At 68.9% G+C, this 15,966-nt stretch carries 15 protein-coding genes; 9 read left to right on the top strand and 6 right to left on the bottom strand.

Annotated elements, in window-relative coordinates:
• Positions 1-4: 4 nt before the first annotated feature.
• Genes ACP69V_RS01165 through fsa form a run of 3 tightly spaced genes read right to left on the bottom strand, consistent with a single transcriptional unit; the run spans position 5 to position 2,335 of the window.
• Positions 5-949, bottom strand: coding sequence for a tyrosine recombinase XerC (locus ACP69V_RS01165; RefSeq protein WP_426022321.1), 945 nt, complete (start codon positions 947-949; stop codon positions 5-7).
• Positions 931-1,644 carry a DUF484 family protein gene (locus tag ACP69V_RS01160; RefSeq protein ID WP_426022320.1) on the bottom strand — a complete coding sequence of 238 codons (714 nt, stop codon included), beginning with the start codon at positions 1,642-1,644 and terminating at the stop codon, positions 931-933. Before ACP69V_RS01160 ends, ACP69V_RS01165 begins: the two co-directional genes overlap by 19 nt.
• 37 nt (positions 1,645-1,681) lie before the next feature.
• Entirely contained in the window at positions 1,682-2,335 is a 654-nt protein-coding gene (gene fsa, locus ACP69V_RS01155) for a fructose-6-phosphate aldolase (protein WP_426022319.1), read from the bottom strand.
• Positions 2,336-2,515: 180 nt separating this feature from the next.
• Between fsa and ACP69V_RS01150 the strand changes: the two genes are divergently transcribed.
• Positions 2,516-4,696, top strand: coding sequence for a primosomal protein N' (locus ACP69V_RS01150; RefSeq protein WP_426022318.1), 2,181 nt, complete (start codon positions 2,516-2,518; stop codon positions 4,694-4,696).
• Positions 4,697-4,700: 4 nt separating this feature from the next.
• Here the strand turns inward: ACP69V_RS01150 and ACP69V_RS01145 are convergent, their stop codons facing one another.
• Positions 4,701-5,102 (bottom strand): Tat pathway signal protein, encoded by a 402-nt coding sequence (locus ACP69V_RS01145; protein ID WP_426022317.1) that lies wholly within the window; start codon positions 5,100-5,102, stop codon positions 4,701-4,703.
• 35 nt (positions 5,103-5,137) lie between these two features.
• Positions 5,138-6,622, bottom strand: a complete 1,485-nt coding sequence (locus ACP69V_RS01140; RefSeq protein ID WP_426022316.1) for a methyl-accepting chemotaxis protein — start codon at positions 6,620-6,622, stop codon at positions 5,138-5,140.
• A gap of 188 nt (positions 6,623-6,810) precedes the next feature.
• Between ACP69V_RS01140 and ahcY the strand changes: the two genes are divergently transcribed.
• The 3 genes from ahcY (at position 6,811) to ACP69V_RS01125 (ending at position 10,328) form a co-directional block, all read left to right on the top strand.
• Positions 6,811-8,202, top strand: a complete 1,392-nt coding sequence (gene ahcY, locus ACP69V_RS01135; protein WP_346495719.1) for an adenosylhomocysteinase — start codon at positions 6,811-6,813, stop codon at positions 8,200-8,202.
• A gap of 24 nt (positions 8,203-8,226) precedes the next feature.
• Positions 8,227-9,435, top strand: coding sequence for an NAD(P)/FAD-dependent oxidoreductase (locus ACP69V_RS01130; protein ID WP_426022315.1), 1,209 nt, complete (start codon positions 8,227-8,229; stop codon positions 9,433-9,435).
• Between the two features lie 515 nt (positions 9,436-9,950).
• A complete protein-coding gene (locus ACP69V_RS01125; RefSeq protein WP_346495721.1) occupies positions 9,951-10,328 on the top strand; it encodes a zf-TFIIB domain-containing protein in 378 nt (125 codons plus the stop codon).
• Positions 10,329-10,488: 160 nt separating this feature from the next.
• On the opposite strand, the gene ACP69V_RS01120 is transcribed toward ACP69V_RS01125, so the two are convergent.
• Positions 10,489-12,207 carry a hypothetical protein gene (locus tag ACP69V_RS01120; RefSeq protein WP_426022314.1) on the bottom strand — a complete coding sequence of 573 codons (1,719 nt, stop codon included), beginning with the start codon at positions 12,205-12,207 and terminating at the stop codon, positions 10,489-10,491.
• A 230-nt stretch (positions 12,208-12,437) separates the two neighbouring features.
• Between ACP69V_RS01120 and ACP69V_RS01115 the strand changes: the two genes are divergently transcribed.
• From ACP69V_RS01115 to ACP69V_RS01095, 5 genes are all read left to right on the top strand, one after another.
• A complete protein-coding gene (locus ACP69V_RS01115) occupies positions 12,438-13,142 on the top strand; it encodes a response regulator transcription factor (protein WP_409719397.1) in 705 nt (234 codons plus the stop codon).
• Entirely contained in the window at positions 13,111-14,724 is a 1,614-nt protein-coding gene (locus ACP69V_RS01110; RefSeq protein WP_426022313.1) for an ATP-binding protein, read from the top strand. The genes ACP69V_RS01115 and ACP69V_RS01110 overlap by 32 nt, the downstream gene beginning before the upstream one ends.
• Positions 14,721-15,149, top strand: a complete 429-nt coding sequence (locus ACP69V_RS01105; RefSeq protein ID WP_346495725.1) for a serine kinase — start codon at positions 14,721-14,723, stop codon at positions 15,147-15,149. Before ACP69V_RS01110 ends, ACP69V_RS01105 begins: the two co-directional genes overlap by 4 nt.
• Positions 15,150-15,269: 120 nt before the next feature.
• Positions 15,270-15,674, top strand: coding sequence for a PTS sugar transporter subunit IIA (locus ACP69V_RS01100; RefSeq protein ID WP_135193946.1), 405 nt, complete (start codon positions 15,270-15,272; stop codon positions 15,672-15,674).
• Complete coding sequence (locus ACP69V_RS01095; RefSeq protein ID WP_017506134.1) at positions 15,671-15,943, top strand: HPr family phosphocarrier protein; 273 nt, start codon at positions 15,671-15,673, stop codon at positions 15,941-15,943. Before ACP69V_RS01100 ends, ACP69V_RS01095 begins: the two co-directional genes overlap by 4 nt.
• The last annotated feature ends 23 nt before the right edge of the window (positions 15,944-15,966 follow it).

Raw genomic sequence — 15,966 nt, 5'->3', positions numbered from 1 at the left:
CGTTCTAGGCGCGGGGATGGGCGGCCGCATAGGCGGTCAAAAGTCTATCCGCATCGACGCCGGTGTATTTCTGGGTCGTGGACAGGCTGGCGTGGCCCAGCAGTTCCTGGATTGAACGCAGGTCGGCGCCGGCGCCCAGCAGATGGGTCGCGAAACTGTGGCGCAGGGCGTGGGGGGTGGTGCGCTCGGGCAGGCCCAACCGCCCGCGCAGCTTCTGCACCGAGGCCTGGACGTGACGGGGGCTGAGCGGGCCGCCGCGCCGGGCGCGAAACAGGGCGTCGGTCGGCTGGAGCGGGAAGGGCAGCAGGGCCAGATAGGCGTCCACCGTCGCCCGCACGGCAGGCAGGATGGGGGCGATCCGGGTCTTGGACCCCTTGCCGACGATGCGCAGGGTCTCGCCCAGCGGCGCATCGCTGCGAACCAGCGACATGGCCTCGGAAATCCGCAGGCCGCAGCCGTAGAGCAGTGTCAGCACCGCCCGGTCGCGCGCGGCCTCCCACGGTTCGGCGTCGGGATCGGCGTCCGGTTCGGCCAGCAGACCGCGCGCCTGATCCTCGGTCACCGGCCGGGGCAGGGACGGCTTGACCTTGGGGCCGCGCACCAGGGCCAGTTGCGGCGCGGGCGTGTCCAGCCGCCGGTCGAGGAAGGCGTGGAAACCACGAATGGCCGACAGGCTCTGGCTCAGCGACCGCGCCGCCAGCGGGTGATCGCCTGAACGGCGCTCGGCCATGTGGGCGCGGACCTCGGCGGCGGTGATCGTGCCCATGTCCTTCAGCGACAGGGTCTCGCCGCGATGGCGTTCGAGGAAGGCGACATAGAGCCGGCCGATATGGCCATAGGCCTCCAGCGTGCGAGGCGACAGCCGACGCTCGTGCGCCAGATGGTCCAGCCAGGCGCGCAGGGCGTCGGAGGCGGTCAATTGAGAGCTTTTCAGTTCAGAACCGGCCATCGCTCGGCCATCCGCTCCGTCACCCGCGCCAGGAAGGCGGCCAGTTCGCAGCCCATGTTCGGGGTGAAACCTTCGGGCTCGGGCGAGCCGAAGGCGCAGATGCAGGGGCGCGGCGGTCCGCCGGGCGCCAGGTGCGGAGCCATGCGGACCAGGGCGATGGACTTCACCTGATCCTCGGTCGCGCCGAAGAAGTTCAGCCCCGAGATCATCGGACCCAGCCAGGTCAGGCCGTGTTCGCCCAGCAGGTTGTCGACGTCGCCCTCTTCCAGCGCGCGCCAGCCGAAGGGCACGCCGCCGGGTTTTTCCAGGGCGATGGCGGCGCCGGCCAAACCAAAGCGCCCCTGCGCCGCCGCATCCAGACGCCGGGCCAGGTCGGAATGGTTGCGCGCCTCCATCAGGTCCAGGGTCGCGACGTGCGTCTGGGTCTGGGCGGCGAAGTTGGCCCGCGCGACCAGTTCGATCTCGCGCCGGGCGCCGGTCTCGCGCTCGACCACGGCCTCAAGCCGCGTCAGGGCGGCGGCGCCAAACTCGACCACGTTGCGGCCGTGGGGACGCAGGCCGATCTCTTCCAGCAGGGACCGGTCGTCCAGCAGGGTCTGGGGATGGGTCTGTAGCCAGCCGCGCACGTCGGGCCAGTGCAGGCCGTCGCCGATATGGGGCGTTGCGTCCGATTCCGACGTTTCGAAAAGGTCCAATGAGCCGCTCAAACAGACCTCTCCGGGAACCGCGATGCTACAGAATGGACTGACCCGTCTTGGCCCAGTCCGCCACGAAGGCATCAAGACCCTTGTCGGTTAACGGGTGGTTCACCAGGGCCTTGAAGGTGTCGGCGCCGAAGGTGGCGGCGTCCGATCCGGCGACGGCGGCGGCGGCGACGTGGTTCACGTTGCGCAGCGACGCGGCCAAGATCTGGGTGTCGAAACCGTGCACGTCATACAGGACGCGGATTTCTTCCAGCAGGCCGATGCCGTCGGCGCCGTTGTCTTCCAGTCGCCCGACGAAGGGCGAGACGAAGGTGGCGCCGGCCTTTGCGGCCAGCAGGGCCTGGGCGGCCGAGAAGCACAGGGTGACGTTGGTCTTGATCCCCTTGTCGGTGAAGACGCGGCAGGCGCGCAGGCCATCCCAGGTCAGGGGCAGTTTCACGACCACGTTGGGGGCGATGGCGGCCAGCTTGTCGCCCTCCTTGACCATGGTCTCGAAATCGAGCGAGACGGCCTCGGCGGAAATCGGACCCTCGACCAGGGCGCAGATTTCGGCGATGACCTCGGCGATGTTCCGACCCGACTTGGCGATCAGCGACGGATTGGTGGTGACGCCGTCCACCATTCCGGTGGGGACCATGTCCTTGATGACGGCGACGTCGGCGGTATCGAGAAAGAGTTTCATGGGCAGGGCTTTTAGCGCCACCGAAGAGCGGATGCGACTCCCTTTCTCCTCCTCATCGCTCGCGGTGGGGAGGTGGCGCGGCGCGTCTTCGCGCCGTGACGGAGGGGCTCTGGCCGCACGACAGGCGCCTGTGATGCGGAAAGAGCCCCTCCACCACTTCGTGGTCCCCCTCCCCATTTCATGGGGAGGAGACGGCGGGTGAAAGTCGCCTCGGTCCTCATTCCCCTGCCGGTGCCGGAAGCCTTCGATTACGACGTTCCCGAGGCGCTTACCCTGGCGCGCGGCGATCAGGTCGCCGTGCCCCTGGGGCCGCGCCTGATGCGGGGCATCGTGTCCGAGGTGTTCGAGACGACCGGGTCGAACCGGCGGCTGAAGGCGGTGGACAGTCTGCTGGACGATCCGGCCCTGCCGTCGCGCGTCGTGGATTTCGTCGAATGGGCCGGGCGCTGGACCCTGTCGCCGCCGGGCGAGATGGCGGCGACGGCGCTGAAGGGCCTGAGGGCGCCGCGCCCTCGGCCGGAACGCCGGGTGCGGCGGGTGGGCGAGCGGCTGCCGTCTCGGGCGACGCCGGCGCGGACCGGCGTGCTGGAGGCCCTGGGCGAGCGATCCATGGCGGCCGCCGATCTGGCGCGGGCCGCCGGCGTGTCGTCCGGCGTGATCAAGGGGCTGATCGACGAGGGCGTCCTGGAGATCATCGAGATCGCGGCGGAGGCGGCGTTCGACCGGCCCGATCCCGACCATGCGCCGGCGACCCTGAACGGCGACCAGGCGGCGGCGGCGACGGCCCTGGCGGCCGGGGTGACGGGCGGCGGCTTCCGACCCTTCCTGCTGGACGGGGTGACGGGCTCGGGCAAGACCGAGGCCTATCTGGAGGCGATCGCGCGGGTGTTGCGGGCCGATCCGGCGGCGCAGATCCTGATCCTGTTGCCCGAGATCGCCCTGACCCAGGCCCTGATCGAGCGGATCACGGCCCGGTTCGGCGCCGCCCCGGCCGAATGGCATTCCGGCGTCGCCCCGCCGCGCCGTCGCCAGGTGTGGGAGGCGGTGGTCGCCGGGCGCTGCAACATCGTGGTCGGGGCGCGGTCGGCCCTGTTCCTGCCCTTCGTCAACCTGCGGCTGATCGTGGTGGACGAGGAGCACGACGGCTCGTTCAAACAGGAGGAGGGGCTGGTCTATCACGGGCGCGACCTGGCGGTGGCGCGGGCGCGGATCGAGGGGGCGGCCGTTGTCCTGGCCTCGGCGACGCCGTCGCTGGAGACGCTGTGGAACGCCCAGAGCGGGCGCTACGACTGGCTGAAGCTGGGCGCGCGGCACGGGACGGCGGTGCTGCCGGACATCGCATTGCTGGACCTGCGCCAGAACACGCCCGATCCCCAGACCTGGCTGTCGCAGCCCTTGCGGCTGGCCATCGGCGAGACCCTGCTGCGGGGCGAGCAGACCCTGCTGTTCCTGAACCGGCGCGGCTATGCGCCCGTGATCCTGTGTCGCGTCTGCGGGCACCGGCTGACGGCGCCGGACACCGACAGCTGGCTGGTCGAGCATCGCTACACAGGGCGGCTGGTCTGTCATCTGACCGGCTTTTCCATGGCGCGGCCCAAGCTGTGTCCGTCGTGCGGGGCCGAGGATTCCCTGGTCTCGGTCGGGCCGGGGGTGGAGCGGGTGGAGGAAGAGGTGCGCCAGCTGTTCCCCGAGGCGAGGACGGCGGTGTTCAGCTCCGACACCGCGCCCGACGCGCGGTCGGCGCGCGCCCTGATCCAGCGCATGACCGACGGCGAGATCGACATCCTGGTCGCCACCCAGGCGGCGGCCAAGGGTCACAACTTCCCGCGCCTGACGCTGGTGGGGGTGGTGGATGCGGACCTGGGGCTGCGCGGCGGCGATCTGCGGGCGGCCGAGCGGACCTATCAGCTGCTGGCCCAGGCGACGGGACGGGCGGGGCGGGCGGATCGGCCGGGGCGAGCCATTTTGCAGACCTGGACGCCCGAGCATCCGGTGCTGATGGCCCTGGCGGCGGGCGACCGGGACGCCTTCGTCGAGGCGGAGATGGCCGAGCGCGAGGCGGCGTCCCTGCCGCCCTATGGCCGGCTGGCGGCGATCATCCTGTCGAGTGAGAACGCGGCGGCGGTCGAGAAGACGGCCAACGACCTGGCCCAGGCCATTCCCAACGCCGAACGGCTGGAGGTCTATGGACCCGCCGATGCGCCCCTCGCCCTGGTGCGCGGACGCCGGCGCAAGCGGCTGCTGGTGCGGGCCGACCGGGACGTGAACATCCAGGCCTTCCTGCGCGCTTGGCTGGCGCGGGTGAAGGTGCCGGCCTCGGTCCGCCTGACGGTGGACGTGGATCCCTATTCGTTTCTTTAGACCCTCAGACCGCCATCACCGTGCCCAGCAGCACGCGGGCGCCGGCCCGGCCCAGGGTGGCGTTGGTCGCCGCCTGAAGCTCGGCCGACAGCTGGTCGATATTGGGCACGGCGCCGGGACGCAGGCCGTTGGCGAAGCGCTGGGCGGCGGTGTTGTAGGCGGCGCGCAGGCGCGGGGCCGACTGTTGGGCGCGGGTGCGCAAGGCCGCATCCGGCACGTCCACCCCCGTCTCGATGCTCAGCACCCCGCGACGGCCGCTGGCGTGGAGGATCGAGGCGGTGATGACCGGCAGGCGGAAATAGGTGTCGGCGGACGGCGCCGCGCCGCCGCTCGACGAGGCGCGAGCAGAGGTCGAGGCGGCGGTCGTCGCGACGACGGCGAGACCGAGAAGAGCGCGGCGTTCCATGAGATCGACTCTAACCCCGACGGCTTAAGAAACCCTCACGCCGCGCGGCGGTGCAATGAGCGGGCGTCAGGCGTCGAGGCCTCGAACTGGAAGCCCGCGATCTGACGCGCCAGGGTCTCGGCTTCTCCAGCCAGTTGGCGGCTGGCTGCGGTGGCCTGTTCGGTCATGGCGGCGTTCTGCTGGGTGATCTCGTCCAGTTGGGCCAGGGCCTGGCGAACCTCGGACAGTCGGTCGGCCTGATGCCGCGAGGCCGAGGCCATGTCGCCGGCGAGGTCGTCCACCGCCGCGACCCGTTCGCCGATCCGGTCCAGCGCCTGGCCTGCGCGTTCGACTAGGTCCACCCCCCGCGCGACCTGGGCGGCCGAGGTGGCGATCAGGGTGCGTATCTCGCCGGAGGCTTCGGCGGAGCGCTGGGCCAGGGCGCGGACTTCGGAGGCCACGACGGCGAAGCCGCGGCCGGCCTCGCCTGCCCGGGCCGCCTCGACCCCCGCGTTCAGGGCCAGCAGATTGGTCTGGAAGGCGATCTCATCGATCAGGGAGGTGAAGCGGGCGATCTCGACCGACGACTCCTGGATGGCGGTCATGGCCTGGGTCGTTTCGTCGACCACCTCGCCGCCGTTCTCGACGTCGCGGCGCACGGCGGCGACGGCCTGAGCGGTATTCTGGGCGCCCTTGGCGGTCTGCTCGACCCCGGCGGCGATCTCTTCGGTGGTGGCTGCGGTGCGCTCCAGCCCGGCGGCTTGGCGTTCGGTGCGGTTAGCCAGGTCGTCCGATGCGCTGGCCAGTTCGTCCGAGCCGGTCCGCACCGCCTCGGCGCTCTCGGCGACGGCGCCGAAGGCGCTCCGCAGGCTGGCGGCGGCGCTGTTGAAGTCGTCCTTCAGCGTGCGATACTCTTGGGGAAATTCGGACTGGATGGCGATGCTGAGGTCGCCGCTCGCCAGTGTCTTCAGGGCCTGTCCCAGGGCCGCCACCACTTCGGCCTGACGCGCATCGGCCTCGGCCTTGGCGGCGGCGGCGTTGTCCCGTTCTTGCTGAAGCGCGTCCAAATAGATCGAGATGGCCAGGTCCATGTCCAGCAGGGCGCGCTGGGTCAATTCGGCAAGGCCCTCGCCGGTTTCGCGGTCGTGGGCGGCGCCGGCGAACCGTTTGCGAGGCCGCGTCGCCACGGCCTTCATCAGCTCGGCCAGCAGCACGCCGTAGCCCCCGATATACCAGCGCGGCTCCAGGCCGATGCGGGCGTGGGTCTGGCCGATGACGGTGACGGCGCGGGCGTAGTGGGCGTCTGCGCGCCCTTCCACGATCGCATCCCAGTGGCCCACCTGGGCGGACTTGGCGCGGCCGATATGGGTCTCGTCACGGAAGAAGCGCCGGGTCTCGGGTGTGGCGCGGATGCGGTCGTAGAAGGCGTCTAAGGCGCCGGGCACGGCGCCGCGAATGGCGCCCTGGATCGCCGTGTAGGCGGACGACGGGCTGGACAGGCCGGCGAAGGCCGTTCGCTGCTGGATCGACGTCTCTGACATGCACGCAAGCCTCTTGCTGATTGCCGGACGCCCCCGTCACGGCATTGTCCCCATAGTCTGTGTGGGTTTTCGAGACGTTAACGCCGTCGTGTATCCAGATCGCATAAGGATATCTTTATGTGTTTGTTGATAGTTGGTGCTCGCCGGGCTATGAGGCCCCAAACCTTCCTGCGGCTCGGAGCCCTGACATGACCGACTACATCGTTCGCGACATCACCCTGGCCGATTGGGGCAATAAGGAAATCGAGATCGCCGAAACCGAAATGCCGGGCCTGATGGCTCTGCGCGAGGAGTTCGGCGGGCAGCAGATCCTGAAGGGCGCCCGCATCGCCGGCAGCCTGCACATGACCATCCAGACGGCGGTCCTGATCCAGACGCTGGAAGCCCTGGGCGCCGAAGTGCGCTGGGCCTCGTGCAACATCTTCTCGACCCAGGACCACGCCGCCGCCGCCATCGCCGCGGCCGGCACGCCGGTCTTCGCCACCAAGGGCGAGACGCTGGAAGAATACTGGGACTACGCCCACAAGATCTTCGAATGGGCCGACGGCGGCTATCCGAACCTAATCCTGGACGACGGCGGCGACGCGACCCTGCTGACCGTGCTGGGCCCCAAGGCCGAGAAGGACATCTCGGTCCTGGCGAACCCGCAGAACGAAGAGGAAGAAGCCCTCTTCAAGGTGATGAAGCGCTACATCGCCGAGAAGCCCGGCTTCTATTCGGCCATCCGCGACGCCATCGGCGGCGTGTCGGAAGAAACGACCACGGGCGTTCACCGCCTGTATCAGATGGCCGAAAAGGGCGAGCTGCCCTTCCCCGCCATCAACGTCAACGACAGCGTCACCAAGTCCAAGTTCGACAACCTGTACGGCTGCCGTGAATCGCTGGTCGACGCCATCCGTCGCGGCACCGACGTCATGCTGTCGGGCAAGGTCGCCGTGGTCTGCGGTTACGGCGACGTGGGCAAGGGCTCGGCCGCTTCGCTGCGCCAGGGCGGCGCCCGCGTGATCGTGACCGAGATCGACCCGATCTGCGCCCTGCAGGCCGCGATGGAAGGCTATGAGGTCCAGACGCTGGACGACACCGCCGGCCGCGCCGACATCTATGTGACCACGACCGGCAACAAGGACGTCATCACCGTCGATCACATGCGGCAGATGAAGAACAACGCCATCGTCTGCAACATCGGTCACTTCGACTCGGAGATTCAGGTCGCCGGCCTGAAGAACTTCAAGTGGGACGAGATCAAGCCGCAGGTCCACCACGTCGAGTTCCCGGACGGCAAGAAGATCATCCTGCTGTCGGAAGGCCGTCTGGTGAACCTGGGCAATGCCACGGGCCACCCGTCCTTCGTGATGTCGGCGTCCTTCACCAACCAGACCCTGGCCCAGATCGAGCTGTGGACCAACGCCAAGGCCTACGACAACAAGGTCTATACCCTGCCCAAGCACCTGGACGAGAAGGTCGCCATGCTGCACCTGGCCAAGCTGGGCGCCAAGCTGACCGTCCTGACCAAGGACCAGGCCGACTATATCAACGTGCCGGTCGAAGGCCCGTTCAAGACGGATCACTATCGTTACTAAGACCCTCGAACCGAGGGGCCTGTCATGACGAGGGCGTCGTTCGACGTCCTCGTCGTGGGGGCAGGGGCGGCCGGGATGATGGCCGCGATCGAGGCCGGACGGCGCGGGCGCCGGGTGCTGGTCGTCGATCATGCCGACCGGCCGGGCGAGAAGATTCGCATCTCGGGCGGCGGGCGCTGCAACTTCACCAATCTGGGCTGCGGACCGGCGAACTTCCTGGGCGAGAATCCCCGGTTCGCGACCTCGGCCCTGCGCCGCTACACCCAGCACGACTTCATCAAGCGAATCGACAAGGCCGGGATCGCCTGGCACGAAAAGACGCTGGGCCAGCTGTTCTGCGACGACAGCGCCAAGCAGATCGTCCGTATGCTGACGGACGACATGGCGGCGGCGGGCGCAGCGCTGAACATGAAGACCGGCGTCGAGCGGATCGCGCGCTCGGGCGACGGTTGGTCCGCGACCCTGTCGGACGGATCGCAGGTGGAAACCGCGTCTCTGGTCGTGGCGACCGGCGGCAAGTCGATCCCCAAGATGGGCGCGACCGGCTGGGCCTATGACATCGCGCGCCAGTTCGACATTCGCGTCACCGAGACGCGGCCGGCCCTGGTGCCGCTGACGTTCGAGGCGGGACTGCTGGAGGCGCTGGTTCCGCTGGCGGGGGTGGCGGTGGACGCCTCGGTCGCCTCGGCGCCCGAAGGGGCCAAGGCCCGCAAGGCCAGCTTCAACGAGGCCATGCTGTTCACCCACCGGGGCTTGTCCGGCCCGGCCATTCTGCAGATCAGCTCCTACTGGCGCGAGGGCGAGGCGGTGGTGGCCTCAATGGCGCCGGGCCGCGACGTGTTCGAGGAGCTGAAGGCGGCCAAGGCGTCGAACGGTCGCCAGGCCGTGCATACGGCGCTGGGCCATATCGTGCCGCGCCGCCTGGCCGAGAGCCTGTGCCAGCGCGAGGGCGCGTCAGGCAATCTGGCGGACCTGTCGGACAAGGTGTTGAAGCGGCTGGATCAGGCGGTCAACGCCTGGGCCGTCAAACCGGTGGGGTCGGAGGGCTATCGCACCGCCGAGGTCACCCTGGGCGGGATCGATACGGCCGCGCTGGATCAGCAGACGATGCAGGCCAAGGCCGTGCCGGGGCTTTATTTCATCGGCGAGGCGGTGGACGTGACCGGCTGGCTGGGCGGCTATAATTTCCAGTGGGCCTGGTCGTCGGGCTGGGCGGCCGGGCAGGTCTGTTAGGCGACGGGTTTCAGACGCTCGCAGTGACAAAAACAGAGTGCAAAGTGTGCACTTCCAGAATCATGCCGCTGTTTTCGAAAGACTTTTCGTCCGAAGAAATTCAGACGGTCTCAACTCGAAACGAAAACAGCCCCGTCCGTTCCAATGGCGATGTCAAAGACCGAAGGGGGATCATAAGTCCTGTCGCGGGCGTGGATGGCCGATTGCCGCTGCTTGATCTCAAGTCGCTGTAAACGCGACGCTTCATCGCCCAGCCTATGCCGGCTGGGGCAGGTGCGCGGCGAAATGCGACGCCTGCGGCCCCGCGACGCATGGCGGCGGGGTAGGGCGGCGCCTAGCTTCAGGGAGCGGAACGGGCCCCTCTGGCGTTGTTGCGGTCTGGCGCTCCCCTTCCTTGCGCCGGGCTGTGCGACGCGATGTCGGACCGCACGGGTGCGTCGATGCGATGGGGCTTCTCCCCCTCCTGGCCCGTCGTATCGACCGCCCGATCCTGAATCTTTCGACCGGAGCCCGAAATGCCTCTTCTGATGTGCCCCAACGACAATGCCGCCATGCAGACGCTGGAGCGCAACGGCGTCCAATTCGACATGTGCCCCGACTGCCGGGGCGTCTGGCTGGATCGCGGCGAGCTGGAAAAACTGATGGCCGCCGCCGTCGAGGAAGGCCGCGCCTCTGCGCCGGTCGCGCCCGCGCCCCAAGCCTATGCCCCGCCGCCGGTTCAGCCCCAGCCGCAGCAATACGCCCAACCTCATCCCCAACCCCAGCCGTGGGGTGGTGCGGCGCCGCAGCCGTATCGCGACGATCGGGGCTACAAGCGAGACGATCGCCACCGCGATGATGACTATCGCTACAAAAAGAAGAAGCGCGACAGCATCTTCGACATCTTCGACTGAGCAGCCCAAATGCCGTCACCCTCGGCTTGTCCCGAGGGCCCACCTTCAATGGCGCTCGGGACCGAAGGGCTGACACCTTCGTCTGCAACGTCGCACGCCGAATCCGACCTTGCCGTGGGCCCTCGGGACGAGCCCGAGGGTGACGGGTTTGTAGGTGGGTTTACGCGGCGAAACCCGCCGCCTGCATCAGGCCCTTCAGGGCGGCGACGCTTTCGGGCGCGGCCGACAGGGCGGTGCGGACGTCCGGCGCCCGCAGCAGCTTGACGGCCTCGGACCGGGCGCGGTCGGCTGCGGGACCCAGCGGGCCGGCCTCGCCCACCGCCAGTTTGAGCAGGGCCGCCAGTTTCTGAGGGGCGGAGACCTGGGCGCGGACGATCTGGCCGACCAGATTGGCGTCGCCTTCCAGATTGCCGCCGACCGCGCCGATGGCCTCGACGATCTGGGCCTGGTCGTGGTCGCCCAGATGGGCGGCGCGCACCGAGCGCTGGAGCCGGGCCAGAGTGGCCAGTTTCTGCGAGGCGCTGGGGCCGCCTGGGGTGGAGTGGCGCACTTCCGTCTCGAACCGCAGGGAGCCGATGCAGGCGCTGAGCCAGCGGGCGGCGGCGCGCTTGTTGGCGCCGCCGGTGACGTTCTCGCACAGCCGGGTCAGTTGCTCGGCCTCGGCTAAAACGGTGGGGCAGGGGTTGACGTAGGCGCCGACGAAGTCCGCCGTGACCAGGCTCTTGGAGCGTTCGACGAAGGCGGTCTGAACCTCTTCCAGCGTCAGCAGGCGACCGGCCGAGGCGGTCAGGGCCATGGCCAGAAGCCGCAGGATGTCGATCTCTCCGACCGGATCCTGGGGGCGGAGACGGCGCTGACTGGTCAGTTCGCGCGTCACCAGACGCGCCAGGGACGCGGCCAGCAGTGGAAACTCGCCGGCCGCCAGATGCACGCCCAGGCGCGCGGCCGGGCCGTCCACATCGGGCATCATCAGGGCCAGGCGCGGGTCCATGCGCAGCAGGCTGTCCATCTCGGCGGGCGCCACCATCCGCACGACGGCCGCCAGATTGGCGCCCTGGTCGAGCGACGGCCCGAGGATCTCTGTCAGGTTGGTGCGCACCGCCAGCATCTCGGCGACAATCTGCTCGACCGCCACCAGGACCAGGGCACGCGGCGGGCCGTCGGTCGGCGCCGCGTCCATCAGGTCCATCAGCGCGCCCAGCCGCTCGCGTGCGCCGCGCCGATCCTTCAGCGCGCCGGCGACGACGCCGCCCATGCTGAAGGCGCGGTCGGAGGCTCCGGCCAGGCGATGCGCCAGGTCGGCGATGGAGCGGTCGTTCAGCGAGGGGAACATCCCGTCGCGCCCGGCCTTGCGCAGGCGGGCCATCGCCTGTTCGACCAGCTTTTGATAGTGGCGCACGACGCCGTGGACGTCCTGGCCTGTGGCCTGGCTCTCGGGGACGGCGACCTTCTGAATCGCGTGCTGAAGCTCGACGCCCGCGGCCTCCAGCCGTTCGGCCACGTCCGCGCGGTGCAGCAGTTCGAAGGCGGTGACGCCCTCGCGCCTCAGCCAGTCCTCCAGCACCCGGCCGATCAGGGCGCGGGCGTGGGGGGAATAGAGCTCGGCCGGGCCGCTGCAGGCCGGGCGGATCGCCGGGTCGGCGACCTTCTTCTTTTTCTCTTCCGGCGCGCCCAGGGTCAGGATGGTCAGGGAGCTGAACTCCATCGTGTCGGGGTCCAGCGTCTCCTTGGTGACGCGCGAGGCGACAGCGAGGCGGTCGTTCAACTGGTCTTCGGCGGTCTCGATGGCGTGTTTACGGTCTTCGGTCGCGATCAGCAGGGTCCATGCGGACGGCGCGCTCTTGCGGACATAGACTTCGTAGTGGATCGGACCGGCCATGGCGTCACCCTGGCGGGCAAGGCTTTAAGGCGAGGTTTGCAGGGGCGAATTTGGCGCCGCGTTGAAATGGGCGGGGCGACGAACCATCTTGGGCGTTCGCGCGCTGTTGGAGATTGTGGATCGAATTCCCTTCTGCCCGCCGGGCTCCAGCCCTAATGTCACCGTGATCGAACGGTTACGCTTGTTGCGCGTTGTCGTTCGCGAGGACGCAAGTTCAGGAGAAGACAGACTTGGCCAACATCACCCTGATCGATGACGACGAGAACATCGTGGCGTCCGTGTCGCTGGCGCTGGAAAGCCATGGCCACAAGATCACCGCCTATCACGACGGCGCATCGGGCCTGGCCGCGCTGGAATCGTCGCCGCCCGATCTGGCGATCCTGGACGTGAAGATGCCGCGCATGGACGGGATGGAGGTGCTGCGTCGCCTGCGCCAGACCTCCCAGATCCCGGTCATCATGCTGACGTCCAAGGACGAGGAGATCGACGAGATCCTCGGCTTCAACCTGGGCGCCGACGACTATATCCACAAACCGTTCAGCCAGCGTCTGCTGATCGAGCGGGTGAAGGCGCTGCTGCGTCGCACCGGCGCCGACGGCGGCGAGCCGGAGACGGCGGCCGAGGTCTCGGGGCGCGCCATCAAGCGCGGCAAGCTGTCGATGGATCCCGCGCGTCACGAATCCACCTGGGACGGCAAGCCGGTCAAGCTGACGGTCACCGAGTTCCTGCTGCTGCAGGCCCTGGCCCAGCGGCCCGGCTTCGTGAAGAGCCGCGACAACCTGATGGACGCCGCCTACGACGATCAGGTCTATGTCGACGACCGCACCATCGACAGCCACGTAAAACGGATGCGCAAGAAGTTCCGCGCCGTGGACAACGAGTTCGACGCGATCGAGACCCTGTATGGCGTCGGCTACCGCTACCGCGAGAGCTGATCTTCCGGGCGGGCGAGAGCCCGACGAGGAGCCTGTGCGCCGGCCGTTGTTCCGCTTCGGCGGATCGCGGCTGGGCGGCTTTATCCTTGCCCTTAATCTGCTCAGCCTGCTGATCCTGTTCGGCGGGGCCCTGGCCCTGAACGAATGGCGTCAGGGGCTGATCGAGGCGCGCCAGGAATCGTTGAGCGTCCAGGCCGAATTGCTGGCCAACGTGCTGCGCGAGGAGGGCGTGACGCGGGGCGAGCCGACGCCGGAACTGGACCCGATCCGCGCCTCGCTGTGGCTGACCGACCGGTTCATTCCGGCGGGGCAGCGGGTGCGGCTGTACGACATCAACGGCCTGTTGCTGGTGGACAGCTATCAGGTGACCGAGGCCATCGGCGGACGGCCCTTGCCCGACGCCAATCCGGCCGGGGCGCCGACGCCCGACAGCGCGGCGGAGAGCATCCTGTCCGAGCGCCGCGTCGCCCGTGCGGACAGCGAACTGGCCGTCGAGGTCGCGGCCGCGCTGGAAGGCGCGCCCCAGGCGACCTTGCGCCGCAACGAATCCGGCGACCGGGTCGTGTCCGTCTCCATCCCCGTGCGCCATGTGCGCCAGGTTCTGGGCGTGCTGACGGTCGAGTCCGGCGATGTGGACGAGATCCTGAGCGCCCAGCGGCGCGCCCTGGTGCCGTTCGCACTGGTGGCGCTGGGCGTCAATCTGCTGGCCTCGCTGCTGCTGCATCTGTTCGTGGCGCGGCCCATCATGCGGCTGTCGGCGGCGGCGGATCAGGTCAAGCTGCAACGCGCGCGCGCCATCTCCCTGCCGGATCTTGAGGATCGCAAGGACGAGATCGGCGACCTGGCCCGGTCGCTGGAATCCATGACCGACACCCTGTCCACGCGAATGGACGCCATCGAGCGGTTCGCGGCCGACGTGTCGCACGAGATCAAGAACCCCCTGACCTCGATCCGGTCTGCGCTGGAGACCCTGCCGCTGGTCAAGACGGATGCGCACCGCGAGAAGCTGACGGCCCTGCTGCAACAGGACGTGCGGCGGCTGGATCGGCTGATCACCGACATCTCGAATGCGTCGCGGCTGGATGCGGAACTGTCGCGGGATCGGCCCCGCCCGGTGGACGTGAACCGGCTGCTGGCCGACATCGTCGGCATCTATGAGACGACGGCCAAGCCCGGCGACATCCCGGTGACCTTCACGGCGCCCGAGCAGCCGCTGCGGGTCATGGGGCGCGACGGGCCGCTGGGGCAGGTGTTCCGCAACCTGATCGACAACGCCCGCTCGTTCAGCCCGGCCGGCGGGGTGGTCAAGGTGACGCTGGAAGAGACGACCGACGACCTGCCGATCCGCGTGCGGGTCGAAGACCAGGGACCGGGCATCCCGGCCGAGAACCTGGAGACGGTGTTCGAGCGCTTCTACACCTCGCGGCCCAAGGGGGCGGCGTTCGGGTCGAACTCGGGCCTGGGCCTGTCCATCGTGCGCCAGATCGCCGAGGCGCACGGCGGCCGCGTCCATGCCGAGAACCGTCCCGAGGGCGGCGCCCGGTTCGAGATCGTCTTCCCGGCGGTCGGCCGCAGGGCATGACGATGGAGCCGCCCGTCCACGCCACGACGGTCGCCGTTCGCAGGCGCGGCGCGTGGCAGGGGGTGATGATCCTGGGACCGTCGGGCGTCGGCAAGAGCGACCTGGCGCTGCGGCTGATCGGGCGCGGCTGGCGGCTGGTCAGCGACGACTACACCCAGGTCTGGACCTCGGGCGGGGCGGTTCATGCCTCCGCGCCCGCCTCCATCGCGGGTCGAATCGAGGTTCGCGGGGTCGGAATCGTGTCCGCGGCGACACGCCCCCTGGCCCGAGTGGTGCTGGCCGTCGCCTGCGTGCCGGAGGCCGTCGAACGGCTTCCAGAGCCGCAGACACGGCGTTTCGCGGGGGTGGACCTGCCCCTGCTGGCGCTGGACCCCAGACCGGCCTCGGCCGTCGATGTGGTCGCAGTCGCGCTGGAGACGCTTTGAAACCCCGAAAGACGGGTCTATGAAACGCCCCTTGCGGTCCAAAGAGGGCGGCGTCCGGCCTCCCTTGCCGGGCGGGGGAATGCCTGGGACGGTTCAGGGCGGGATGCGAGTGAAGTCCTCATGATCGGTCTGGTGATCGTCACCCACGGCGGGCTGGCGTCCGAATTTCTCTCCGCCATGGAGCATGTGGTCGGCCCGCAGCGCGGCGTCGCGGCCATCTGCATCGGGCCGGAAGACGACATGGAGCGTCGGCGTCGCGACATCGTGGACGCGGCGGCGGCCGTGGACGACGGCGACGGCGTCATCCTGCTGACCGACATGTTCGGCGGCACGCCCTCGAACCTGGCGATTTCGGTGATGGAACAGACCCACGCCGAGGTGATCGCCGGGCTGAACCTGCCCATGCTGATCAAACTGGCCAGCGTGCGCGGTCGCGAGACGCTGGAATCCTGCGTGGCCCATGCGCAGGACGCCGGCCGCAAATACATCTCCGTCGCGTCCTGGGTGCTCGCAGGCGAAAAATGACCGTCACCGCGACCCTGAACATCTGCAACACCCGGGGCCTGCACGCCCGCGCCTCGGCCAAGTTCGTCAAACTGGCCTCCAGCTTCGAAAGCGAGATCCACGTCACCCGCGACGGCGTGACGGTGGACGCCCGCTCGATCATGGGCTTGCTGATGCTGGGCGCCGGCATCGGCTGCAGCATCGACGTCTCCGCCGAAGGCCCGGACGCCGAAGAGGCGATGGAAGCCCTGACGGACCTGGTCGCCAGGAAGTTCGACGAGGATCAGTAGGGGTCGGCACGCTTTCTGGTTGC

The sequence above is a fragment of the Brevundimonas sp. PWP3-1b1 genome (genome assembly GCF_049896065.1).
Taxonomy (GTDB): domain Bacteria; phylum Pseudomonadota; class Alphaproteobacteria; order Caulobacterales; family Caulobacteraceae; genus Brevundimonas; species Brevundimonas intermedia_B.
The sequence above is the reverse complement of the archived record's forward strand: the minus strand, read 5'-3'. Positions and strand labels throughout refer to the sequence as shown.